This window comes from Pantoea graminicola, from assembly GCF_048452665.1.
In the GTDB taxonomy this organism is placed as follows: domain Bacteria; phylum Pseudomonadota; class Gammaproteobacteria; order Enterobacterales; family Enterobacteriaceae; genus Pantoea.
The window spans coordinates 333524-356856 of record NZ_JBLWSJ010000005.1; the positions used below are offsets into that span (position 1 = coordinate 333524).

Below are 23333 nucleotides of genomic sequence, written 5' to 3' on the forward strand. Positions count from 1 at the left end.
GCCGTCAATTTTTCAGGACGACTACGCTTACAGCGTGCTGATCCCCGTGGACAGCGCAGACCTTTTCCTTTCCTTTTGATTTGTGCGGAGCTGCTGATGAAACCCCTTCACGCGCAATACCTTTTCTGCTGTGCCACGCTGAGCCTGCTGTCGCCGCTGCCTGCGGCGGCCTGGGACAACCTGACCGTCTTTGGCGATAGCCTCAGTGATGGCGGAAACGTCGGGCGTTATACCTATGACGGCGCAACCCATCCACTGTATGACGATATTGTGGCGCAGTCGCTGGGCGATAGCCTGCGGCCCTCGTCGCAGGGCGGACGCAACTATGCGGAAGGTGGCGCCGTGGCGGTGCCCGCGATCGATCCCCGGTTTAACACCCAGGATCAGCTCGCGAGCTACCTCGCCGCGCGTGGCGGGCGGGCCGACCCGGACGGGCTCTACATTCACTGGATTGGCGGCAACGACTTAGCGGCGGCGGCGTTATCCCCCCTGACCGCCCGGCAGATTGTGGACAACAGCGCCAGCGCCGCGGCCCTGCAGGTCAGCCAGTTGCTGAATGCCGGAGCCGGAACGGTCATTGTTCCAACGGTGCCGAACGTTGGCGCGACACCCGCACTGCTGCAGGCGATTCTGCAGGTGCTGGGGCCAGCCGCACAGCCCGCCACGGCGGCGCTGTTTCAGTCGCTGAGCACAGCCACCACGGCGGATCGTGCCGCCAGGCAACAGGCGATTGAGACGGCGCTGAGCGAGGCAGCAGGTCAGGTTTCCTCAATCCCGCTGATTCGAGATACGATTGCGCAGCAGCTGATCGCCGCCTGGCAACTGCTCAGCCAGCAGGCCGCACTCCTCACCGATCGCTATAATCAGGCGGAAGAGCAGGGACTGGTGGCCGCAGGCGGCAACATCGCCCGCGTGGATATTAACGGGCTGTTTAATGAGGTGATCGATAACCCCGGGCTGTATGGCCTCAGCAACACCGCCGGTATGGCCTGCCCGCCGGGGGTCTCTGCGAAGGACTGCACCAGCGCAACGCCGGGATTTTCTCAGGCGCAGCAGTATCTGTTTGCGGACCGCCTGCACCCCAGCCCGGCGGTTCATGCGCTGATCGCTGACTATGTCCTGTCGGTGCTGAATGCGCCGCTGCAGGTGGCGGCACTGAGTCAGGCACCCGCGATGCTGGTGGGCGATGCGCACAACACGCTGGATGGCCATCTGCAGCAGCAGCGTCAGCAGTCCGCCGACGCGGGAGAGTTCACCCTGTTTGGCGGCTATGCCGGACAGCGGCGTGATTTTCGCGGCAACAGCCTGCAGGATGGCGATGCCACCAGCGCCACCGGCACGGTGGGCGTGGGCTATCAGCTCAGCGATAACTGGCAGGCGGGTGCGATGCTTTCGACCACCAACGGGCGTCAGCAACCTTCGTCGCGCTTTGATTACCGCCTGCGCGGCAACATGGTGGCGCTCTGGAGTCAGTTCAGTGACCCCGATGGCGGATGGATTAACGCGGATGTCCACTATGCCGATCTCGATTTTGACCACATCGCGCGTCAGATCCGGCTGGGACCGGCAACCCGCACCGAAAAGGGCAGCAGCAACGGCAGCCTGATGGGCATGCGGCTCCAGACCGGCTGGGATCTGCCGCTGGGCCGTTACGTTTCCACCGGCCCGATGGCCAGCTATGCGCTCGACTACACCCAGGTCGATGGCTATAAAGAGACGGGGAACAGCAGCACCGCGATGCGCTTTGGCGACCAGACCCTGCATTCACAGATCGGCTCGCTGGGCTGGCGCATCGATACCAAAGCGTTACCGATCAATCCCTGGGCGCAGGTGAGTTATAACCATCAGTTCGGTGACAGCGATTCGGCCGTCACCGCCGGACTGAAATCGACCCGTACCGCCTTTACCCGCAGCAGCGCCTCCCGTGATGATAACTGGGTTGATATGGCCGTCGGTGCGAGCGTGCCGCTCGGCACGTCGGTCAATGCGTTCGCGGGCGTCTCGGCGTTGGCGGGCAACAGCGATACGCATCAGGTGAGCTGGAATGTCGGGCTGAACGCCCGTTTCTGATCGGGCTGGGCGTGGCCGTCGCGGCAGGGAGAAACCGCGACGGCGCCTGTGTCAGGCCGCTGCAGAAGCCAGCAGAACAATGTGATAACGTAGCGGTTACGTTTCCGGGCCGGAGAGCAGCATGATTGTCAGACAGGCGTCACCCGAAGAGGCATACCGTTTATGGAATATCCGCAATCTGGCCATCCGTCATGGCTGTGAGCAGGTCTATCCCGCAGATGTGATCGCCGCCTGGACGCCGGACAGGATGCCGGCCAGCTTTCCTGCCATGATCCGCGAGAACCCGTTTTTTGTAATCGACGGCCCGGATGGGGACCCGGTCTCCACCGGCGCGCTCGATCTTGCCGCCGCCAGCGTAGAGGCGATTTTCACCCGGCCGGACTGCACCGGGCAGGGGATGGCGGGGCTGATCCTCAACGCTATCAAAGCGGAGGCGCGGCAGCGTGGCTATCAGCAGCTGACGCTGGCGTCGACGCCGAACGCGGTCAGTTTTTATCAGTGGCACGGCTTCCGGGCGCTGGGTGAAAGTCTCTATCCTTCTAAGCTGGCGGGCAGCGATTTACGCTGTATGGAAATGGCGATTACGCTGTGAATGTCTGCGATCATCCGGCGGGCCTGGCCGGGCAAAAGTTTCCCGTGCAAAGACTTCGCAAGCCCCCGCCGGTAAGGTATAGTCCGCGTTTTTTTGGAGGAATCATGCTGACTGGCTCATCAACTCGTCTCAACAAATACATCAGCGAGAGCGGCATCTGCTCCCGTCGCGACGCCGATCGTTTCATCGAGCAGGGCAACGTTTTCATTAACGGCAAACGCGCTACTGTGGGCGCGCAGGTGTTTGCAGGCGACGTGGTGAAGGTTAACGGTCAGCTTATCGAACCGCGCGACGAAGACGATCTGGTGCTGATTGCCCTGAATAAGCCGGTGGGGATCATCACGACGATGGAAGAGGGTGAACGCGATAATATCAGCGATTTCGTCAACCACAGCAAACGCGTCTTCCCGATTGGCCGGCTCGATAAAGATTCGCAGGGCCTGATTTTCCTCACCAACCACGGCGATCTGGTTAATAAGATCCTGCGGGCGGGGAACAACCACGAAAAAGAGTATGTGGTCACGGTCGACAAACCGATCACCGATGAGTTTATCGCCGGGATGGGCGCGGGCGTGCCGATGCTGGGGACGGTCACCAAAAAGTGTAAGGTAAAAAAGGAAGCGCCGTTTGTCTTCCGCATCACCCTGGTGCAGGGGCTGAACCGGCAGATTCGCCGCATGTGTAAGCATTTTGGCTATGAAGTGACGAAGCTGGAACGCACCCGCATCATGAACGTCAATCTCAAGGGATTGCCGCTGGGGGAGTGGCGCGATCTGACCGACGATGAACTGATTGAGCTGTTTAAACTGCTGGAAAACTCCTCGTCAGAAGATAAACCCGCGAAGAAAGCGAAAGCCCCGGCCAGGAAGCCACAGAAAAGTGCTGCGAAACCGGACACCAACGGCGCTTCCCGCAAGCGTTTTGCTCAGCCCGGACGAAAGAAAAAAGGACGTTAATCCTGACCGGACGCAGAGGCGAAATGGGTGCTCTGCGTCACTGCCACCGCATCGCACTCTTTCTGACTGCTGCGTCCTGACCTGCAAAACCCGTTGCCGTCCACCTTCCATCTGTTCTGTTTTTTACAGGCACCTTACCCGACGGCAGGTTCGCAGGGAGCGGCAGTGCTTCTGATCAGGCTGAAAAGCGCAGAATAGTTTGAATTCATCGGTGAGCGCGGCGCCCGGCTCTGACCAGGCTGGCAGGACATGCCATTGCGAATGCGCCAGCCTGCCCGTTCATTTCCCCATCATGCCATGCCCCAGACATCCTCTGGCAGAGGATGCCTCCCCACATTCAGAACAACGACACTTTTCACCCCGATCAGGGCGTGGCAGGATAAGCGCAATCTATCAAGGAGTGTGCCTGATGTTACTGAAAGGTATGAACGATCCGCTGCTGAAAGCGTATCAGCATCCCAAATCACGGTTGATGATCAGCCGTTTCAGGGGGCTGGCGGGGGATCGACGACTCAGTGACTGGCAGGCGTTCACCATTCTGGTCACCGGCTTCACCAATTACTGGTATGTTCAGACCGGACACTACCGCATCAACGTCACGCTGACCAAAACCCGCCAGTTCGACTTTCTGCAGGACTTTCTGCATTTCACGGTCACGCTGGATGGGTTGCTCGGCGATGAGCACTTCCGCAGCCCGGACTTTGTCCTGCCGCATTACGACGTGCCCTATGAATTCTGCCGCTGGCGCAACAAGCGTGGCTATGACGCGCTGACCACCTATGTCAGTAAACAGGGGGTGAAGTCGCATAAAGGGATATTCGTCGCGGCGGAGGGCGCCTCCCCGGAGGAGAAGGTAATGAAATGGGAGGGCGTGGTGAACGTCTATGACAAAGCCTTTTTCAGTATGACCAACTTTAACACCACGCAGGCATTCCTGATCAAAGACATCACGAAGGCGATTCAGGAGGGATTACTGAAGAACCTGAGTTTCTACCGCGATCTCTATGATTATATTTTCCCGACGCCCGCTGAGGCCCGGCTACAGGCGCGTGACGACAGGCGCTCCCTGGCAAAACGGTAGCGCCTGCTGTATGTCAGGTGCGGCTCAGCGTCGCAGCCGCGTCATAGATCCCGCGCCTACCATTTCATCTCGCCGGTATTCACTTTCGCGCTGAGTTCCAGCGATCCCGGTTCGGCCAGGTCTGGCCAGGCCTGCGTCATCTCAGCAATCACCGCATCAGACTTTTTGTGCCGGGACAGCGCCTTCTCAAAACTCTGCAGGTAGCTGAGCGTGAAATCGACCGCCTGCGAGCCGGCAGGGCGCGCACCCAGATAGTGACCCGGAATCACATTCCTGGCCTTCAGCCCCTGCATCTCGGTCAGGACATGCCGCCACGCTGCGCGACTCTCCGCGCTCTGCGTGTCCGCCGTCCAGACGTGAATGCCGGAGGAGAGCGCCGTGCCGCCCAGAATCGTGCTCACCGAAGGGATCCAGATATAGGCGGCGTACTGGTCAGGATGACGCAGTTCCAGCACTTCACCATCGATGCTGAAGCGGGTCTGATGCGTCACATCGGGCAGGAAGAGTTTATCCGGCGCGCCCTCTTTCATCTGCGGGCCCCAGTATTTCAGCTTGGCGTCGTGGGTCTGCCGGATGTGCTTCACGATGGCGGGTGCGGCCACCACCTTCACATCCGGCCAGGCTTTCATGATTGGCTGCAGGCCAAAGTAGAAGTCAGGATCGCCAGAGGTAATCACAATCTCCTTAAGCTTTTTATTGCTCTTCTTGACCATCTCCACCAGCTTCTCGCCATCCTGGATGCTGAACTGGGCATCGAACAGAATCGCTTCGGTGGGCCCGGAAACCAGCGTGGAGGAGACGGGGAAGATCGCGTTCGTCTGGGGGTTATAGGTTTCCAGCTGCAGCGTGGCTGCACCGGCGGCAGAGGAAGCCAGCATCAGCATGGCAGGGTAGATCAGCGTTTTCATCGTAACTCCTCAGAGGGTAGCCCGGGTAACGGGCGCTTTAGCATGTCGGTGGCGCTATTTTACGTATCTGGCGATCTGTTAGAATTCCCGCAATCAGAGATGCTGAGTTTCATCATTCGGGCAGGTGAGAGTGGACAGAGTGACGGCGGCCGCCGTATTTAACCGCATATGTGAACTGGGCAGCCTGAGTGCAGCCTCGCGTGCGCTCGGGATTTCCCGGCCGATGGTGAGCCGCTATCTGGAAGAGATGGAAAAGTGGGCCGGCACCCGCCTGCTGCACCGTTCGTCGCGCCGGCTGACCCTGACGCCCGCCGGGGAAACGATCCTGCAAAAGACCCGGCAACTGGCTGTGATCTCTGAGGCGATCGAGCAGGAAACGACCCAGGCGATCCCGGCGGGCACGCTGCGCATCGCCTGCGCCCACTTTACCGCGCTGCATCTTGTCGGCCCGGCGATCCCCGATTTCCTCGCCCGCTATCCGGCGCTGCGTATTGAGCTGGACATCAACAATCAGCCGGTCAGCCTGATCGGTGAGCGAATCGACCTCGCTATCCGCATCACCGATGCACCCGAGCCGGGGGCGATTGCCCGCAAACTCGGCGAGTGCTGCTCCGTACTCTGCGCTTCACCGGACTATCTGCAAAAGCACGGCACGCCGCAGACGCCTGGCGATCTCGCCGAACATAACTGTCTTTACTACAGTCGCTTTGCCGGACAGCGCTGGCACTTTACGACAGCAGCCGGGGAAAATAGGGCGGTCGCCGTCAGGGGAAATTTCAGCGCGGGCATCTCGTCGCTGTTGTGTGAGGCGGCGATTGCGCATTGCGGCATTGCAATGGTGCCGGAGCAGGAGGCGCATCAGGCGCTGGCGGCCGGAAAACTGGTCAGGCTGTTGCCGGACTATGAGCCGCAGCGCATCGGCATCTGGGGGCTCTATCTGTCGCGCGAGCATCAGTCTGCCGCGCTGCGGCTGATGCTGGATGAACTGCAAACCCGACTCCGCGACTGAACAGCGTCGCAGAACTTCATGAAAAAAGGACGCTTTTTATGACAACCGAACAGGAACAGGACTGGAACCCGATGGTGCCGGAACTCACCGTCACAGACTTTGCCACGTCGTTCCGTTTCTATACGGAAATTCTGGGTTTTGAGGCGAGGATCGTCCGTCAGCAGCCCGATTTTGCTTACCTCTGTTACGGGCGGGCGCAGCTGATGATTGAGGCGTGGCACCCGCAGGGCTGGAATACCGCCGCACTGAGCTGGCCGCTGGGCCGGGGCGTCAATTTCCAGATCGAAGTGGATGATATCGAAGCGGTGCTGCGGCGTCTGGCGCAGCACGAGGTCGCGCTCTACCGTGCATTACGTGATAACCACTACGAAATCGGCGGGACCACCGCCTGTCAGCGGGAGTTTCTGGTTCAGGACCCGGATGGTTATCTGTTGCGTTTCAGTCAGTTTCTGGAATAACCGGTAATCCTGTCCGGAACGATTCAAGATAGTCCACGATAAAAAACAGAAAGCCCTGCTTGCTGAATAACGCTGCCGCATTCAAAACCCTGACCGTAAAGAGGCCGGTGTTCTGATGTGAAAAAGATCATTTTAAACTGCTGATATTCTGCGTTCGCGCCGTGCTGAATCAGCAGACAGGACCTGTTTACCTTAAAACCTGATGTTATCCGTAGCCATCCGAATGCTTTATTTAGCTTCGATAATCTGATTTTTGCAGAAAGTTAAGGGTCTGGTGGGCTAATTGAATTAGCTGTTACGTTAACGGGTGATGCGGCAATGAAAGTTGCGGGATGAGCAGATTTTAAAAACCTATAGCCTGAAGTTTACGAATAATAATTAATTACGTGCTTAACTTTTTATTGCGTGGGCCGATAAAGGGAAACACCACCTTTGGAGGACACGCTATGAAATTACGCTTCTCACTTTGCCTCTCTGCACTACTGGTCACGCTGGTCGGGCCCGTCAGCGCAGGCTCGCAGACAGGCACCCTCATCTTTAGCGGCGCTATCACAAATGGCTCCTGCGATATGAACCTCACTCAGAATCCGGTGGAATTAAACTGCTACGATCCGGCGAGTGGTAAAGCCATCGTTAAAACTGCTGACCTGATGAAGCCAGAAACGGTGACCGGCTTACCGATTGAAATAAAGATGCGCTGGATTAATCCTGAGAAAAATAAGGGAATTATTGAAGTCACCTATCTTTAAATCGACTTCCTGAGTTTTACCTCTTTACCAGATGCATTACGGACCATGCTTAAGCGAACGGCAGGAGAATACCTTTTACTGCGGGATGGCCACAGGCATTTTGTGCCTGACAGAAAAATGCCCGCCTTATCAGGGGCGGGCACGGTTTTAATCGTCATCGGCAATCCGACGGCATCAGGAGGGATCAGACGATCGCTGAGCAAAATATCTGGTCGCCGGACGCTTCTCTTTTTTACGCCGCAGCACCAGGCTGGTGGCGATAATCAGCAGAGTCAGTCCGCCGGTAGCCAGCAATTCGGCCTGATGACGGGCATCAAACAGCATGATCACCAGTACCGCAGAGATGAACAGGATAGTGAACCACGTCAGACCGGGGAATAACCACATCCGGTAACCCAGCACTTCACCCGCTTTCTCGCGTTTCTTACGCAGCACCAGATGCGAAACGGCGATCACCAGATAGACCAGCAGGGCAATCGCTCCCGATGTCGCCAGCAGGAACTCAAACACGACGCTGGGCGCCACGTAGTTGGCGATCACGGCCAGAAACGCGGCGGCCGTTGAGAGCAGCACTGCAACCCAGGGTGTGCCGCTGCGGTTGGTGCGGGAGGCGGCGGCGGGCGCATCTTTACGGCGCGACAGAGAGTAGAGCATGCGTGATGAGGTGTAGAGCGCCGAGTTAAGGCAGCTGCACACCGCCATCAGCACCACCAGATCGACAATCAGTCGGGCGTGCGGAATATTCATCGCCTGCAACACCGTCTGCCATGAACCCTGTTCAACCAGCCCCGGCGTGTTCCATGGCACCAGCGCGACGACAAAGAAAATCGACAGCAGATAGAACAGGGCAATACGCCAGATAACTGAGTTGGTGGCCTGGGTAATCTGTTTGCCCGGATTTTTCGACTCAGCGGCAGCGATGGTCACGATCTCCGTGCCCATAAAGGAGAACATGGTGGTGAGAATCGCCGCCACGACCGCGCCCATCCCATTCGGCATAAAGCCATGCGTGTCATAGAGGTGCGACAGGCCACTGGTGTTGCTGTCGGGCAGCAGGCCGAAAACGGCCGCACCCGCCACCGCCAGGAACAGAATAATGGCGACCACCTTGATCAGGGCAAACCAGAACTCAAATTCACCATAATTTTTCACGCTCAGCAGATTCGTGATGGTCAGCAGCAGCGTAATCGCGAAGGTGTACTGCCAGATAGCCACTTCAGGGAACCAGGCGTGCAGGATCGTTCCGGCCGCATTGGCTTCCAGCGGGATCACCAGCACCCAGAACCACCAGTAGAGCCAGCCGATGGTGAAGCCGGCCCAGCGGCCCAGCGCCTTGTCCGCATAGGTTGAGAAGGAGCCCGAATCGGGGGAGGCGACGGCCATCTCGGCCAGCATCCGCATAATCAGCACCACCAGCGCACCGGCAGCGGCATAGGAGATCAGAACCGCGGGACCGGCTTCCGAAATAGCGTGACCGGAACCGACAAACAGCCCGGCACCAATCACGCCAGCGATCGAGAGCATACGAACGTGGCGGGGTTTCAGGTTTTGAGCCAGCGAATCTTCATTCGCACTCTGAGTCATCGTCATGTAAACGTCTCCTGGCGACGTCCGGCCCAGGGGCCGGACGAACGGGGATGAACTTGCGTTAACGCACAGTGGAATCAGGCCGGGACGACGGGATGTCCGGCTGAGGCAACACAGTGATTGATCACTGAAGAGAGAATGGTCAGCGCCTGGCTGAACTGGGCATCCGGGATGGTCAGCGGATAGAGGAAACGGATGACGTTACCTTTAGCGCCGCAGGTCAGCAGCAGCAGGCCCTGTTCCATCGCCATTTTCTGAACCGCCTGGGCGGTGCTGGCCTGATAGAACTCCATCGCCACCATCGATCCCAGTGCACGCACTTCGGCAATGTCCGGGTGTCTGCGCTGCTGCGCCTGCAACTCCGCTTCCAGCCGGGCGCCAAGATCCACAGCACGCTGACAGAGCTGCTCCTCTTCGATCACATCCAGCACCGCATGGGCGGAGGCAATGGCCAGCGGGTTACCGGCGTAGGTGCCACCCAGACCACCCGGCGCAGGGGCGTCCATCACCTCTGCACGTCCGGCGATGGCGGAGAGCGGCATCCCGCCGGCCAGGCTTTTCGCCATAGTGATGATATCGGCCTTCACCGGATAGTGTTCCATCGCGAACAGCTTACCGGTACGGGCAAAGCCGCTCTGCACTTCATCCGCAATCAGCAGGATGCCGTGCCGGTCAGCCAGCTCACGCAGCTGCACCATGAACTCCACCGGTGCAGCATGGAAACCGCCTTCGCCCTGAACCGGCTCCAGCACAATCGCCGCCACATCATGCGGGGCGATATCCTGGGTGAAAATTTCATCGAGGCTGGTCAGTGCCGCTTCGATGCTGATCCCCTGAACCGCACTCGGATAACGCGCATGGAAGACAGAAGGCGGCATCGGACCGAAGTCGCGTTTATAAGGGGCCACTTTGCCGGTCATCGCCATGGTCATAAAGGTACGACCGTGAAACGCATTTCCGAAGGTGATGATGCCGTGACGGCGGGTATAGGCCCGCGCTACTTTAACGGCGTTCTCAACTGCTTCCGCACCGGTAGTGAAGAAAGCTGTTTTCGCCGCACCGGCGATGGGCACACGCTGGTTAATCCGCTCGGCCAGTGCGATGTAGCTTTCATAAGGCGTAATCTGGAAGGCGGTATGGGTAAACTTTGTTAACTGATCCGCAATAGCCTGTTCAATGCGTGGATGGCGATGGCCGGTGTTCAGCACGGCAATGCCTCCCGCGAAGTCGATCCAGCTGTTCCCTGCCTGATCCCATAAGGTGGCGTTTTCTGCCCGGGCAACGTACCAGTCGCACAGCGTACCGATGCCTTTAGGGAGAGCCTGTGCTTTGCGCTGCTGCATCAGGTTATTTTTTTCGCTCATTTCATCCACCTCGTTGAGTTGCGTATTTACAATTCCCGACAAACACGTTTATTTATGCCTGAGGCGAGGTGAGTTGCCAGAGCCAATTGTCAGAGGAAAGGTGGAGCCAATTGCGACTCTTGTACGCAGATCATCTATTAGCACGGTTACAGTTTTTAAGAACAGGCTCACTGCATCAGCGGCTGCTGAACTGTATGCAGGCCGCGATCGCGGAAGAGGTCTTTCCGCGCGGGAGCCGTTTGCCGGCAACGCGCGATCTGGCACGCGAACTGGGCGTGTCGCGAAACACGGTGATGCACGTCTATGAAAGTCTGATGGCGCAGGGGTATGTCACCGCGCGCACCGGCAGTGGCACCTGGATCGCCGAGACGCTGCCGGAAACCTCTTTGCAGAGTGAGGCGGTGGCCGACCTGCAGGCGGTCAGAGCACAGCGTCCGGCCACGCTGTCGAAACGCGGCGCCTCGCTGCTCGGTCATGCCAACGCCTCCCCCTGGCAGTGGGGGGCGTTTGTGCCCGGTGCGCCGGACGTGACCGAATTTCCTCATAAACTCTTTAGTCAGATTCAGGCGCGGTTAAATCGTGAGCCTGACGTGCATCGGCTGGTCTACAGCAGCGGCGGAGGCTGTCCCGATCTGCGGCATGCGCTGGTCGATTACCTGCGGGTCGCCCGTTCGGTGCGGGCCGATGCGGACCAGATCCTGATCACCGAAGGCGTTCACCAGGCCGTTGATCTGGTTACGCGGGTGCTCTGTGACCCTGGCGATCGGGTCTGGATGGAGGAGCCGGGCTACTGGGGCACCCGTAACCTGCTGCGTATGAATGGCCTGAAGATTCGGGCTATGCCGGTCGATGAGCAGGGGCTGGTGCCGGACAGCGGCCCGGCACCGAAAATGGTCTTCGTCACGCCCTCGCACCAGTATCCGCTGGGCGTGCATCTGAGCCTGGCCCGCCGCCAGGCGTTGATCGCCCTGGCGCGTCGTCATCAGAGCTGGATTGTTGAGGATGATTATGACAGTGAATTTCGTTTTTCCGGGCAACCGCACCCCTCGCTGCAGGGGCTGGAAGCGGATGCGCCGGTGATTTACATGGGCACCTTCAGTAAAACGCTCTATCCCGCGCTGCGGATTGGCTATCTGGTGGTGCCTAAATCGCTGGCCCAGCCGCTGCGACTCGCCGCCGCAGAACTCTATCGCGGTGGACATCTGCTGATCCAGCGGGCGCTGGCGGAGTTTATCCGTCTGGGCCATTACATGGAGCATATCCGAAGGATGCGGCTGCTCTATCGCCAGCGGCGACAGTTCCTCTGCAGGCTGATTGAGCGCTACCTGGGACCCGCGTTTCTGCCCACCTTTAATCATGAGGCAGGGCTGCATCTGGTGATGCCGCTGCCGCCGGGCAGTGACGATGTGGCTATCGCCGCCGAGGCGCTGAAACGCGGGGTCAAAGTGCGGCCACTTTCGCAATATTATATGCATCCTCAGGAGACGCGCGGGCTGCTGCTGGGGTACGCCTGCGTCAATGAGCGCCAGTGTCAGGATGCCTTCGGCACGCTGAAAGCCTGCCTGGCGTCGGCCGGGATCTCATTCACGCCGCAGGGGTAACGGCGTTTCAGCCGGGGCGGTTTCGGGGCCATCCTTGAGCTAACGCATTGACATTTAATCAGAGTCACCGAGAATAGCCCTCTTTGCGTGCCGACCAGAGAATACTGGAGTCTATGATCGCCCCTAATCCCTTTTCTGCAGCGGCCAGAACCGCCGTGAAGCGAAGCGCCGTGCTGGCTGCGGCGCTGTTGCTGGCGAGTTGCGCATCTGAGCCGCCGCGCTCGCTGGTCACCCCGTTTCCCCCCGTCAGCAAACAGCCCCTGCCTGCGCCGGGTCAGTCCGTTCAGCCACATGCTCAGGAACCGATGCGGGGGGTCTGGCTGGCGACGGTGTCGCGGCTTGACTGGCCACCCGTCGCCTCGGTCAACGGCACCTCTCCGGCTCAGCGTATCCGCCTGCAGCAGCAGTCGCTGATTGAGAAGCTGGATAAGCTGAAAAGCCTGGGAATTAACACCGTATTCTTCCAGGTAAAGCCGGATGCCACCGCGCTCTGGCCCTCAAAAATTCTGCCCTGGTCCGATATGCTGACCGGACAGATTGGTCAGGACCCGGGATATGATCCGTTGCAGTTTATGCTGGACGAGGCGCACAAACGCGGCATCAAAGTTCACGCCTGGTTCAACCCTTACCGGGTCTCGGTTAACACCAAACCCTCAACCGTCAGCGAACTCAACCGCACGCTGTCGCTGCATCCAGCCAGCGTTTTTGTCCTGCACCGGGACTGGATCCGTACCGCAGGCGACCGCTACGTGCTCGACCCCGGCATTCCCGAGGTACGCGACTGGATCACCAGCATCGTGGCGGAGGTGGTCGCCCGTTATCCCGTCGACGGTGTGCAGTTCGATGACTACTTCTATGCGGAATCTGCCGGTTCGCTGCTCAACGATAACACGACGTTTGCCCGCTACGGTCAGGGGTTTGCCAGCAAAGCGGACTGGCGGCGCAACAACACTCAGCAGCTGATCGAGCAGGTTTCACGCACCGTCCGGCAGCTGAAGCCGGGCGTGGAATTTGGCGTCAGCCCGGCGGGCGTCTGGCGCAATCTGTCACACGACCCTGCCGGATCCGACACGCGCGGGGCGGCGGCCTACGATGAAGCCTTTGCAGATACCCGCCGCTGGGTGCAGCAGGGCCTGCTGGATTACATCGCGCCTCAGCTTTACTGGCCTTTTTCCCGTCAGGCCGCCCGTTACGACGTGCTGGCGAACTGGTGGGCAGAGGTGGTGAAACCGACCCACACCCGACTCTATATCGGCCTGGCCCTCTATAAAGTGGGGGAGCCTTCGAAGATGGAGCCCGACTGGACGCGTCAGGGCGGGGTGCCGGAACTGAAAAAGCAGCTCGATCTCAACGAATCGAATCCCAATATCAGCGGCACGATCCTGTTCAGAGAGAACTATCTGAATCAGCCACAGACGCAGCAGGCAGTGGACTATCTGAAAAGTCGCTGGGGTAACTGAATATGGCACACCCGCATGACCAGTGCGGTTAAGTTTTTCACGGTGACTTACTGCTATTCTTGCGCTTTAAATGGGAGGAACAATGAGCGATCTGATTGATATTTTTACAAGTCATAAAAGTGAACGCAGTTTTACCGATCAGCCGGTCGACGAGGCTGTGCTGGATCGGATTATCAGCACCGCTTACCGCGCGCCAACATCCGTAAACTCGCAGCAGGTTTCGGTCGTCATCACCCGTGATGCCGGACGCCGTGCCGAGATCGCCGCCATTGCGGGTGGCCAGCCGTGGATCGCCAAAGCCCCGATCTTCATTACCTTCGTGCTGGATATGCACAAATCGGCGGTCGCGATCGAGGCGGTTGACCAGCAGCAGATCGCTCATCAGAGCATCGAGAGCATCGTATCGGGCGCAACAGACATCGGTATCGCGCTGGGATCGGTCATGGCGGCCGCGCGGGCAGAGGGTCTGGGCATCGTACCGATTGGCGGGATCCGCCGCGACCCGCAGGCGATGATTTCACTGCTGGAGCTGCCGCCGCTGACCTTCCCGGTCGCAGGTGTGGTGATCGGACATGTGGATGAGCCGGCGCATCAGAAACCGCGCTTACCGCTGGCGACCTTCCGCCATGATGAGACCTACCGGACGCAGGGCCTGGAACAGCAGATCGCTGCCTATAACGAAGAGATGGTTCAGCACTGGAAAAACATCGGTCGCAGCGACGGTGAAAGCTGGAGCGACAGCGTCAGCGGCTACTACAAGCACATCTACTTCCCGGATGTTCTGCCTGCACTGCTGAAGCAGGGTTTCGGCACCGATAAGTAATCCCGACGCCAGGGATTCATCCCTGAAGGGCCATCCGGACAGCGTGCCGGATGGCCTTTTTCATTTTGTTACTATAACGAAATGTGACTTTCCTCGTTGTAACACATAATTTCCCTTTTAACCGAAGCGCAACAGTCTTTAACACTTACCTTCCAGGGAAACACTATGTCTCAGCGTTCACTCTTCGCGCTCTGTCTGATGAGCTTTTTTCTGGCCGACGTCCGCGACGGTCTGGGGCCATTTCTGGGCATTTTTCTGACGGAGCGACACTGGCGTCCTGACGAGATCGGTCTGGTGATGACCTGTGGCGGCATCGCCGGCCTTCTCGCCACGCTTCCGGCCGGGATCGCCGCCGACGCCACCCGCCATAAAAAGATGATCGTGCTGGTGGGCTGCCTGGTCATTACCGTGGCAACGCTGCTGCTGTGGTACAGCAATCAGACCTGGACGGCGATGATGTCGCAGATCGTCGCGGGCATTGCGGCGGCCTTTATCGGCCCGACCGTGGCAGGGATCACGCTGGGGCTGACCGGTCAGCGCGGCTTTAACCAGCAGATGGGCCGCAACGAAGCCTTCAATCATGGCGGTAACACCATTGCGGCCTTACTGGCCGGGTTCTCTGCCTGGTACTGGGGAATGGGGGCCGTGTTCATTCTGATGACGGCCATGGCGATCTTCGCCGCCTTCGCCACGCTGGCGATACGCGGGGATGAGATCGATAACGAGGTCGCGCGTGGCTATGAACAGCATGAGGAACGCCAGCCCGCGCTGAGCCTGGGCGTGCTGATGCGCAAACCGGCGCTGCTGGTCGCTGGATTGACGCTCCTGCTGTTCCATCTGGCCAATGCCGCGCTGCTGCCGATGCTGAGCATGCGCGTCGCCTCAGCGGGAGGGCAGGCGGCGGTCAGTCCTGGTCTCTATGCGGCGGCCACGGTGGTGATCTCGCAGCTGGTCATGATCCCGGTCGCGCTGTGGGTTTCTAAGCGGGTTGAATCGCACGGTTTTCGCCTGTTCATCCTGATTGCCCTGATGATTCTGCCGCTGCGCGCCGTTATCGCGGCGAGTTTTGCCGGGCCGATCTTTGTGATTCCCGTTCAGGTATTGGATGGCGTTGCGGCCGGGATCCTCGGCGTGGCGGTGCCGGGTTATATCGTCTCCCTGCTGCGCGGAACGGGGCACGTCAACGCCGGCCAGAGTGTCATTATGCTGATGCAGGGCGCAGGCGCGGCGTTGAGCCCCGCGATGACCGGGATGATCGCTGCGCGCTACTCCTACAGCACCGCTTTTGCAGTCCTCGGCGTCATCGCTCTGGCCGCGCTGATTCTGTGGTGGCGCACCGGCCATTCTCCCACTGCCCGGCTCGCCTGAGTCTGCAGAGAAAAGGCTGCCTTAAGGGCAGCCTTTTTTACGGGTGCCGCCGGAGAAGAAGTCATGAATTGATGGCATGCGCCTGGGTAAAGCAGCGGATCATCAAAAATCTTCCGGGCAATTAAAAAGACTTGGCAGACCAGCAACGGGCGACCCGGAATCCTGACGTCGACACGTTCACTGCTGGCAGGCAGGTGAGCACAGTGACCGCCCGCGCACTGGCTTATGCTGCCAGGTTTGCACCTGATTGTTAACACCTTGCCAGTTCATTCCACGAGTCACGGTAAAGTATGTTGCCATCAACATATTTCCAGGTGATAGCCTGATAGCGTAATTCCAGTGTCTCAAGGTGCGTGCTGCTCAGCCCATTGGGGGCGAGATAAGGCGAGACGGTGGTTATTTTTATATTCTCAAGCAGGATGTTAAAATACTCGGCCTCCGTGCCTGACTCAGTAATGCGGTACATTTTAATGACGCCTTTTTTAAACGTCCGGCCTTCACAGACACCGCGATAAAGAATGGGCGTTGTCCTGTCAAACTCCTTCACGATGGTGACGGGACTGTGAACGCGCGTTCCCGTTAATTTCCCCCATGACGGATCGACTGGTATCGTGACATGGTGTGAGAATGATTTTAATTCGATGGAGCCGAGCCGGAGCGGCATCTGGCAACTGCCTATGATGGGTGAGCCCTTTTCATCTTCGAGCCATAAGTGAGCGGGTGTGGACATCTTATTTCCTTATAAATTCAGGGTGGCGGCAAAATCGTCCTTACCATTTAACGATCCGCGGGAAATAGATTATTACCAGAATGATAAAAACGGGGATAGGCCAGTAAGGTCCGTCGGGAAAGATGCTGATAAAAATCATCGCAAAAGCAAAGCAAATAACCGGCGGGCCATATACCTCAGCCATCGATTTAACTATTCGCCTGAATACTCTTTTCAGTATGTTTTTCATCATCCACTTACCGAATCATCTTAGTGATGATATCTGTTATTTCCTCATCAGATGGCCATGCATTTCTGATTGCCCCGGACCGCTCAAACAGGGGGGCAATGAGAAAGTACATCATCTCCAGTTCAGCTGCATACAGAGCGTTATAATAGGCTGGCAGTGTATAATGTAACCGGTCAGCGCACTCTGCGGCGTTCTGAATGGTTCCATATATTCCGGCAACCGCGAAAACGTTCCCGGCCCTGCGGCCAGCCAGCACGCTCATGTTAAGACTTGCGTTTACGCCAGCCGCTATAGTTGCCGTCACTGCTAAAGCAAAGCCATGCTGCGTTAAATGGCTGGCGGCTATATGAATATTGAGTGCCATTAACGATCGTTTAATCCACGCCAGCTGGCTGGCGGTTCTGTGTCTGAATATCTCATCAAAATAGAGGCTGAGCAGAGTGCTCACGACATGACCATGATGAACTAACTTAAGAGCAGCCTTCATGAATCGGATATCTTCACTTCTCTGCTGCTGGCAGACCGTCTGATATTCTGTCGTGAAACATGATGTGTAAAAGAGGGCGCGCTGCAGGCCTGCTCCAACCGTTTCTATCTGATGCAAGACGGCATTGCTTACCCCATGAAAGGCATGGTCAAGTTTATTTGCCAGGATGTCATTTGCCTGTAAATAGCTTATTATTTGATTGTTGTGTTGCACAACCACGTCCTTTTGGTTATCTCATTTCTGCGTTATTCAACCTAAAGATAATTTGGTTTTATGTAAATACGCATGGCGTGTCTGAGATGCGCGTGATCAATTTACTCAGGCAGGTCTGAGTAAATTGTGTGATCTGACTCGTGAAAAGGCTGCACTGATATGCCATTTTCGTCGTGCGTAGGGGGGGATAACGTAAGGAGGGCGGTGAGTGAATATGCAGGTGTCACTTTCTGAAAATTACCCATAAAGAAATTTCGCTGTCAAAGCAGCATTAATCAGACGGTTCATTATGTTGCCAGCGATTAAAGGTTAATCGGGGTGATAATCCATTCTCTTCCCGCTATACCTTAATGCGCTGGTTCGCCAGAAGAGTACAGAAAAAATGAACGCGTGACTTTTCTTACCCATTCGTATCAACCTGACCAGACTTAAAGAATTATTTGCAACCCGAGGCAGAGGCCAGTAATTAAGTGTGGCAGTAAACAGGTTCCGCCTGCTCATCGCCACATTCCTGATGTCCAGACCGCCACGCCTTTATGCTTTGAGGATGCAGCGCTTAACCCTAAGACCCATTTTTCTTGCGGCACATAACGGCGTCCGATCACCTGTTTATCAGCGGATCGGCGAGTGCCTGCGCCGTTTCCACCATCAGCGAACGGAACCAGCGATGGGCCGGATCGTCGCGATAGCGCGCATGCCAGCCCATCTCCACCGGGAAAGTACCAAGGTCGACCGGCGCGGGCACAATCCGGAGACGCGTGTCTCTCGACAGATGCTGGCAGATAAGGCGCGGCAGGGTGGCACAGTAGTCCGTTACGGCGATCATTTCAGGCACAGCCAGAAAGTGAGTGACCGAGACGGCAACCTGACGACGCAGGCCACGCTGTTCCAGCGCCTGATACAGACCGGCACGCATACGGCCGGGCGGCAAGACGTTGACGTGCCTGAGCTGCTCATAGAGATCGGCGCTGAGGGTGTCGCCCACCAGCGGATGGTCAGCGCGGACGACGCAGGCCAGCCCCTCATTCATCAGGTGCTGGACCACCAGATTGTCGGGAGGATCAACGATACGCCCCAGTACCATATCGGTATTACCGGAAATCACGCCGGTTTCGGTGACGTCATTACCAAACGGCGTCAGGCGCAGGCGAATGCCGGGCGCACAGACCCGCAGGCGTGCCACAATCGCGGGCATCATAATGAACTCGACGTAGCTGTTCGGCGCGAGTGTAAAGAGGCGGGTTGCCTGAAGCGGATCAAAGTCCTGCTGACCAAGAATGACATTATCGATAGAGGAGAGCGCAACACTCACCACCTGCGCCAGCTGCTCTGCTTTTGGCGTCGGCCGCATCCCGTAACGTTCACGGATAAATAGCGGATCGTTGAGGGTATCGCGAAGCCGGTTGAGCGCATTGGAGAGCGCGGGCTGCGTAATACCCAGCCGCTCGGCGGCGCGGGTGACGTTGCGCTCTTCCATCATCACCAGCAGTACGGGCAGTAAATTCAGGTCATATTTCATTGAGCTATAATGCTTTGTGAATAGCTGAAATTGAAGAAATAAATTACATAAATAGTCGGGAGCCCGCCATAGTTAATGGGTCAACGCAGAAGGGGGCGATGCAAACGCCGATTCTGACAATTCCTGAACCTCAACCACTGACTGTGAAATGGAGCGGAAATGAAAATTTTAATGGTTTTGACCTCGCATGATGAGTTGGGTAACACCGGTAAGAAGACCGGTTTCTGGCTGGAAGAGCTTGCCGCACCTTACTATGCGTTTCTGGATGCGGGTGCAGAGATTACGCTGGCATCCCCGAAAGGGGGTCAGCCTCCCCTGGATCCGAAAAGTGATGAACCTGATTCTCAGACGGATGAGACCCGCCGCTTCCATGCCGACAGCGAAGCGCAGGCCGCGCTGGCCTCAACCGTGCCGCTGAATACCGTCGATCAGGCCGCTTTCGATGCCGTTTTCTATCCGGGCGGTCACGGGCCTCTGTGGGATCTGGCGAACGACGCGCACTCCATCTCGCTGATTGAGCAGACCCTGCAGGCGGGCAAACCCGTTGCGCTGGTCTGTCATGCGCCTGGCGTGCTGCGTCACGTTAAAAATGCGGATGGCACACCGCTGGTCAAAGGCAAGAAGGTTACGGGTTTCACCAATAGCGAAGAAGAGGGCGTTGGCCTGACGGATGTGGTGCCGTTCCTGGTGGAAGATGCCCTCAAAGAGAAGGGCGGCCTCTATTCACGCGGGGATGACTGGCAATCCTACACCGTGCAGGACGGCCTGCTGATCACCGGACAGAACCCCGGCTCCTCAGCGGAAACCGCGAAACTACTGCTGTCGAATCTGGCAAAATAAGCAAAGATTCATTCTGAGAGGGCGCCTGCGGGCGCCTTTTTTTTATTGCATCAGATTGCAGAATAAATAGTGACCCGCTGAACTATCTGGAACGAATAGAATAGCCTTTTTGTTAATGCTATCCGTTATAAAAAAGGGCATATCTGGTCTTAAAAACGCTATTAAGCGCAATTAACTGAAAATTTAAACATGGTTTTAAAACCAGTGTTGACAACCTTTTTTATCTGCGTAGATTAAGAGTTGTCAGCGGCGTATAGCTGTCCTGATTAATCAGAACTGAAAGGGTTCTGAGTCAACGGTACCGGTGAGCGATTGTATTTTTGTAACCGGTGTTTCTGTTAACAACCATGTCAGACACTGTTCGTTAATTACTGATAACCCTGTTAAATTGAGTCGAAGTTAAGCAGTATCGCGTCGCGATGATGTCAGGCCTCGTAGTTCTGAACGTGACTTTACGACAGGATACGATTGCGGTTTAAACGTCGTAATGAAAGTAAGGCAACGCATCAAAGAGTATATATCGCGATGGGGGTGTGCAGATTTATACGGGCCTGACCTGTCTTCGTTTCATAAAAGACTATCAGGTGGTTAAAACCGTTAATAACAGCGACATTTTAAACCTGTTCGCTTTTATCCGCAGAATCTGTTCATTAATAGCAGTACCTGAGTTGTATCTTTTAATTAAGTCAGTTAATGGTAAATGTTAAATCGGTAGTAACCTGAAAGCCCTGGCTGTCTCAGTCAGGGCTTTTCTCTTTCTGGCGTTCGGGTGCGGTAATCCGCCAGCGACAACCTTTACCGCGCGCAGGCTCTCTCTCTGTCTCAGGACAGCTCCCATCTTTCCTGCGCGGGATAGCCTGTTCGGGACTGTCCGCTGTTTCAGGTCAGTAATCACCGCCGTCTGGATAGAGGGGGTGGCGAAACGCCTCCGTTACGCCATAGTCAATAACTGACGATGCACGCTCCTGTTTGTTCTTATGCCATGTGCGCCCGTCTGAGGCGCCAGATTACCGAGGTTAAAATGTCTACAGATTCCCCAGAGGCTATCTCCAGCGATCTCTCACGGTTCGTTGGCACGCATTTTGTCTATACCTATGATAATGGCTGGAAATATGAGTGGTACGCGCGAAACGAAACCACCTGCGACTACCGGATCCATCAGGGGCTGGTGGGCGGCCGTTGGGTCACTCATCAGACGATGCACGCCGTACAGTTTGCGCCAGGGATCTACAAAGTAGACTGGCACGAGCCGACCGGCACCTGTGTCAGTCTGCTGTTTGACCTGAATCGCACCCTGTTGCACGGGACAATTTTCTTCCCGCAGTGGATTGCCGGAGAAGGGCAGCATCCGGAGAAAACCATCTGCTATCAGAACGACTTTATTGAGGATATGCACCGCTTCCGCGACGAAGGCCCGGCTTACCCCTACGTGATTATTCCTGAGTTTGCGAAAGTGACTTATATGAAGAATGAAGGGCCGGATAACGATCAGGTGATCAATCAGGCACCGGGACAGATGCCTGCTGACTATTTCGATGATAAATAGCTGAGCGGTTTACCCGCCCTTAGGGGCGGATTGTTTCGGCCTGGCGGGCCAGCGTGCGGGCCAGGATAGAAGAGTAGAGCGGTTTTCCGCCCATAAACTGCGCCAGCAGCGTAGCACCCAGACAGGTGATGATCATCGGCAGGATAAGCTGGTAATTATCGGTCATCTCCAGCACCAGAACGATGCCGGTCAGCGGTGCGCGAACCGACGCCGCAAACAGGGCGCCCATGCCCGCAATCGCAAAGGTTCCCGCTTCCAGATGGTAAAAGGGGAACAGGTCCGTCATGACCACGCCAAAGGCGGTGCCCAGCAGCGTGCCCAGCGCCAGCATCGGCGCGAAAATGCCGCCGGGCGCGCCGGAGCCAAAGCAGAGCAGGGTGGTGACCAGCCTGACCACGAAAATCACCAGCAGCAGCGTGAGCGGGAAAACGCCATGAACCGCCTGGGGGATTAGTTCTGAACCTCCGCCTGCACCCGGCGCAAACATCAGCGCCAGGATGCCGCAGCCGCCGCCCAGCAGCGCCCCCGCCAGCACCACGCGCGCCGTTTTTCCGGCATAAAAGCGGGCAAACAGATCCTGCGTCAGAAAGATCAGGCGATTAAACAGCACGCCGACCATGCCGATAATCATCCCCAGCATCAGATAGAGCCAGAGGGTCTGCACCGGCGCATCCGCCAGTTTACCCACCGAGATCACCGCCAGTTCACCGTTGAAACAGCGGAACACGATGCTTGCCATAATCACGCCGGTAAAAACGGCTTTTATCGAGATCAGGTTATAGCGAAACTGCGGGCGCATCTCCTCGATGATAAACAGGATGCCCGCCAGCGGCGCATTAAAGGCGGCAGCCAGACCCGCCGCTGCGCCGGTTGCCAGCAGGGTATGCCGCGCTTCGTTACTGCGCATCCCGATGAGGTCGATCACCATCCGGCCAATGTTGCCGCCAAGCTGAACGGTGGGACCTTCCCGGCCCAGCACCATCCCGGCTCCCAGTGTGCCCATGCCGCCGAAGAACTTCACCGGAATGACCCGCCACCAGCGTACAGGCCGCAGCTCTTCCAGCGCCCCTTCGATTTCAGGAATACCGGAGCCGCCCGCCTCCGGGGCAAAGCGCCTGACCAGAAAATAGCCCACCATCGCCAGCAGTGCGGAGATAGCGAAGGCGGCGGCATAGATCGTCCAGCCCGGAAACTGTTCGGCGATCAGTGTCCCGGCCCGCCACTGCTGGATGGCTTCGACGGCGCGGGCAAACGCCACGCCTGCCAGGCCGACCAGCGTGCCGACCAGCGCGGCACAGAACAGCATGGCCAGCGGCGTTTTATCCCGATAGAGCAGCGCGCGAAACATGCGGCTGCGCGCCGCGATGGAGCGGGGAACATAAACCGACTGCGGTGATTCTTCATTCATTAAGAGGCATTCTTGTTCAACCAGACCAGCGCCCCAGTTTACTGAGAGACCGGGTGAAAACAAACGGCAGGATCAATTTCATTCGGGGAAAAAGAGTGACTGTCAGTGTGGTGGACAAACCACTTGCGCCATCCGTTCGCGGTAGGCTGGGTCAGGCTGATTTTCAGTGCCAGCGCGGCGGCCATGCGCGGGGCCTGATTCTGCCGTTTGGCGAGGAACCGCTGCCACAGCTGTCAGCAAAGAGAGCGGGCCGGGATTGCCTCGTCTGACCACGTTCGCAGGCACTCAGCGGCTGACGCAGGGGCCACTCTCTGCGGGGCTAACCGCGCGAGAAC

The 23333-nt window shown here is 57.5% G+C and carries 20 protein-coding genes; 13 read left to right on the top strand and 7 right to left on the bottom strand.

Annotation, left to right across the window (positions count from 1 at the left end):
* Nucleotides 1–96 precede the first annotated feature (96 nt).
* From ACNY69_RS14445 to ACNY69_RS14460, 4 genes are all read left to right on the top strand, one after another.
* A complete protein-coding gene (locus tag ACNY69_RS14445) occupies nucleotides 97–2070 on the top strand; it encodes an autotransporter outer membrane beta-barrel domain-containing protein (RefSeq protein ID WP_418798950.1) in 1974 nt (657 codons plus the stop codon).
* Between the two features lie 121 nt (nucleotides 2071–2191).
* A complete protein-coding gene (locus tag ACNY69_RS14450) occupies nucleotides 2192–2662 on the top strand; it encodes a GNAT family N-acetyltransferase (RefSeq protein WP_418798952.1) in 471 nt (156 codons plus the stop codon).
* A 104-nt stretch (nucleotides 2663–2766) separates the two neighbouring features.
* Nucleotides 2767–3618, top strand: a complete 852-nt coding sequence (rluF, locus tag ACNY69_RS14455; protein WP_418798955.1) for a 23S rRNA pseudouridine(2604) synthase RluF — start codon at nucleotides 2767–2769, stop codon at nucleotides 3616–3618.
* 409 nt (nucleotides 3619–4027) lie between these two features.
* The gene (locus ACNY69_RS14460) at nucleotides 4028–4699 is read left to right on the top strand and encodes a hypothetical protein (protein WP_293772645.1); all 672 of its coding nucleotides are present in this window, start codon (nucleotides 4028–4030) and stop codon (nucleotides 4697–4699) included.
* A 56-nt stretch (nucleotides 4700–4755) separates the two neighbouring features.
* Here the strand turns inward: ACNY69_RS14460 and ACNY69_RS14465 are convergent, their stop codons facing one another.
* The gene (locus ACNY69_RS14465; RefSeq protein ID WP_418798957.1) at nucleotides 4756–5607 is read right to left on the bottom strand and encodes a Vmh family MBL fold metallo-hydrolase; all 852 of its coding nucleotides are present in this window, start codon (nucleotides 5605–5607) and stop codon (nucleotides 4756–4758) included.
* 130 nt (nucleotides 5608–5737) lie between these two features.
* Between ACNY69_RS14465 and ACNY69_RS14470 the strand changes: the two genes are divergently transcribed.
* The 3 genes from ACNY69_RS14470 to ACNY69_RS14480 all read left to right on the top strand — a co-directional run bounded on the left by ACNY69_RS14470 (nucleotide 5738) and on the right by ACNY69_RS14480 (nucleotide 7823).
* Nucleotides 5738–6616 carry a LysR family transcriptional regulator gene (locus tag ACNY69_RS14470; RefSeq protein WP_293772648.1) on the top strand — a complete coding sequence of 293 codons (879 nt, stop codon included), beginning with the start codon at nucleotides 5738–5740 and terminating at the stop codon, nucleotides 6614–6616.
* 38 nt (nucleotides 6617–6654) lie between these two features.
* Nucleotides 6655–7074, top strand: coding sequence for a bleomycin resistance protein (locus ACNY69_RS14475; RefSeq protein WP_418798959.1), 420 nt, complete (start codon nucleotides 6655–6657; stop codon nucleotides 7072–7074).
* 446 nt (nucleotides 7075–7520) lie between these two features.
* Nucleotides 7521–7823 (top strand): type 1 fimbrial protein, encoded by a 303-nt coding sequence (locus ACNY69_RS14480; protein ID WP_111139560.1) that lies wholly within the window; start codon nucleotides 7521–7523, stop codon nucleotides 7821–7823.
* A 174-nt stretch (nucleotides 7824–7997) separates the two neighbouring features.
* On the opposite strand, the gene gabP is transcribed toward ACNY69_RS14480, so the two are convergent.
* The gene (gabP, locus tag ACNY69_RS14485) at nucleotides 7998–9413 is read right to left on the bottom strand and encodes a GABA permease (RefSeq protein ID WP_111139559.1); all 1416 of its coding nucleotides are present in this window, start codon (nucleotides 9411–9413) and stop codon (nucleotides 7998–8000) included.
* 74 nt (nucleotides 9414–9487) lie between these two features.
* Nucleotides 9488–10774 (bottom strand): 4-aminobutyrate--2-oxoglutarate transaminase, encoded by a 1287-nt coding sequence (gabT, locus tag ACNY69_RS14490; protein ID WP_111139558.1) that lies wholly within the window; start codon nucleotides 10772–10774, stop codon nucleotides 9488–9490.
* Nucleotides 10775–10884: 110 nt separating this feature from the next.
* Between gabT and pdxR the strand changes: the two genes are divergently transcribed.
* The 4 genes from pdxR to ACNY69_RS14510 all read left to right on the top strand — a co-directional run bounded on the left by pdxR (nucleotide 10885) and on the right by ACNY69_RS14510 (nucleotide 16026).
* Nucleotides 10885–12375, top strand: coding sequence for a MocR-like pyridoxine biosynthesis transcription factor PdxR (pdxR, locus tag ACNY69_RS14495; RefSeq protein ID WP_293772656.1), 1491 nt, complete (start codon nucleotides 10885–10887; stop codon nucleotides 12373–12375).
* A gap of 113 nt (nucleotides 12376–12488) precedes the next feature.
* The gene (locus tag ACNY69_RS14500) at nucleotides 12489–13835 is read left to right on the top strand and encodes a glycoside hydrolase family 10-like protein (protein WP_418798962.1); all 1347 of its coding nucleotides are present in this window, start codon (nucleotides 12489–12491) and stop codon (nucleotides 13833–13835) included.
* An 82-nt stretch (nucleotides 13836–13917) separates the two neighbouring features.
* Complete coding sequence (locus ACNY69_RS14505) at nucleotides 13918–14658, top strand: nitroreductase family protein (protein ID WP_111139556.1); 741 nt, start codon at nucleotides 13918–13920, stop codon at nucleotides 14656–14658.
* 165 nt (nucleotides 14659–14823) lie between these two features.
* Nucleotides 14824–16026, top strand: coding sequence for an MFS transporter (locus tag ACNY69_RS14510; RefSeq protein ID WP_418798964.1), 1203 nt, complete (start codon nucleotides 14824–14826; stop codon nucleotides 16024–16026).
* A 250-nt stretch (nucleotides 16027–16276) separates the two neighbouring features.
* Here the strand turns inward: ACNY69_RS14510 and ACNY69_RS14515 are convergent, their stop codons facing one another.
* From ACNY69_RS14515 to ACNY69_RS14525, 3 genes are all read right to left on the bottom strand, one after another.
* Nucleotides 16277–16756 carry an Hcp family type VI secretion system effector gene (locus ACNY69_RS14515; RefSeq protein WP_293772663.1) on the bottom strand — a complete coding sequence of 160 codons (480 nt, stop codon included), beginning with the start codon at nucleotides 16754–16756 and terminating at the stop codon, nucleotides 16277–16279.
* Nucleotides 16757–16992: 236 nt separating this feature from the next.
* Nucleotides 16993–17685: a hypothetical protein gene (locus ACNY69_RS14520; protein WP_293772665.1), complete on the bottom strand. Its 693-nt coding sequence runs from the start codon at nucleotides 17683–17685 to the stop codon at nucleotides 16993–16995.
* 601 nt (nucleotides 17686–18286) lie between these two features.
* Nucleotides 18287–19204 carry a LysR family transcriptional regulator gene (locus ACNY69_RS14525; RefSeq protein WP_418798965.1) on the bottom strand — a complete coding sequence of 306 codons (918 nt, stop codon included), beginning with the start codon at nucleotides 19202–19204 and terminating at the stop codon, nucleotides 18287–18289.
* Between the two features lie 159 nt (nucleotides 19205–19363).
* On the opposite strand from ACNY69_RS14525, the gene ACNY69_RS14530 reads away from it, so the two are divergent.
* Both ACNY69_RS14530 and ACNY69_RS14535 read left to right on the top strand, forming a co-directional pair.
* On the top strand, nucleotides 19364–20044 hold the full coding sequence (locus ACNY69_RS14530; RefSeq protein WP_293772669.1) for a type 1 glutamine amidotransferase domain-containing protein: 681 nt from the start codon (nucleotides 19364–19366) through the stop codon (nucleotides 20042–20044).
* Between the two features lie 1021 nt (nucleotides 20045–21065).
* A complete protein-coding gene (locus ACNY69_RS14535) occupies nucleotides 21066–21590 on the top strand; it encodes a phenolic acid decarboxylase (RefSeq protein ID WP_111139549.1) in 525 nt (174 codons plus the stop codon).
* Between the two features lie 19 nt (nucleotides 21591–21609).
* On the opposite strand, the gene clcA is transcribed toward ACNY69_RS14535, so the two are convergent.
* The gene (gene clcA / locus ACNY69_RS14540) at nucleotides 21610–22998 is read right to left on the bottom strand and encodes a H(+)/Cl(-) exchange transporter ClcA (protein WP_418798966.1); all 1389 of its coding nucleotides are present in this window, start codon (nucleotides 22996–22998) and stop codon (nucleotides 21610–21612) included.
* Between the last annotated feature and the right edge of the window lie 335 nt (nucleotides 22999–23333).

Bases quoted from the DNA above. Each gene is read 5' to 3' on its own strand.
- ACNY69_RS14445 (WP_418798950.1), top strand. From the start codon at position 97: ATGAAACCCCTTCACGCGCAATACCTTTTCTGCTGTGCCACGCTGAGC.
- ACNY69_RS14450 (WP_418798952.1), top strand. From the start codon at position 2,192: ATGATTGTCAGACAGGCGTCACCCGAAGAGGCATACCGTTTATGGAAT.
- rluF (WP_418798955.1), top strand. From the start codon at position 2,767: ATGCTGACTGGCTCATCAACTCGTCTCAACAAATACATCAGCGAGAGC.
- ACNY69_RS14460 (WP_293772645.1), top strand. From the start codon at position 4,028: ATGTTACTGAAAGGTATGAACGATCCGCTGCTGAAAGCGTATCAGCAT.
- ACNY69_RS14465 (WP_418798957.1), bottom strand. From the start codon at position 5,607: ATGAAAACGCTGATCTACCCTGCCATGCTGATGCTGGCTTCCTCTGCC.
- ACNY69_RS14475 (WP_418798959.1), top strand. From the start codon at position 6,655: ATGACAACCGAACAGGAACAGGACTGGAACCCGATGGTGCCGGAACTC.
- ACNY69_RS14480 (WP_111139560.1), top strand. From the start codon at position 7,521: ATGAAATTACGCTTCTCACTTTGCCTCTCTGCACTACTGGTCACGCTG.
- gabP (WP_111139559.1), bottom strand. From the start codon at position 9,413: ATGACGATGACTCAGAGTGCGAATGAAGATTCGCTGGCTCAAAACCTG.
- gabT (WP_111139558.1), bottom strand. From the start codon at position 10,774: ATGAGCGAAAAAAATAACCTGATGCAGCAGCGCAAAGCACAGGCTCTC.
- ACNY69_RS14500 (WP_418798962.1), top strand. From the start codon at position 12,489: ATGATCGCCCCTAATCCCTTTTCTGCAGCGGCCAGAACCGCCGTGAAG.
- ACNY69_RS14505 (WP_111139556.1), top strand. From the start codon at position 13,918: ATGAGCGATCTGATTGATATTTTTACAAGTCATAAAAGTGAACGCAGT.
- ACNY69_RS14510 (WP_418798964.1), top strand. From the start codon at position 14,824: ATGTCTCAGCGTTCACTCTTCGCGCTCTGTCTGATGAGCTTTTTTCTG.
- ACNY69_RS14515 (WP_293772663.1), bottom strand. From the start codon at position 16,756: ATGTCCACACCCGCTCACTTATGGCTCGAAGATGAAAAGGGCTCACCC.
- ACNY69_RS14525 (WP_418798965.1), bottom strand. From the start codon at position 19,204: ATGAAATATGACCTGAATTTACTGCCCGTACTGCTGGTGATGATGGAA.
- ACNY69_RS14530 (WP_293772669.1), top strand. From the start codon at position 19,364: ATGAAAATTTTAATGGTTTTGACCTCGCATGATGAGTTGGGTAACACC.
- ACNY69_RS14535 (WP_111139549.1), top strand. From the start codon at position 21,066: ATGTCTACAGATTCCCCAGAGGCTATCTCCAGCGATCTCTCACGGTTC.
- clcA (WP_418798966.1), bottom strand. From the start codon at position 22,998: ATGAATGAAGAATCACCGCAGTCGGTTTATGTTCCCCGCTCCATCGCG.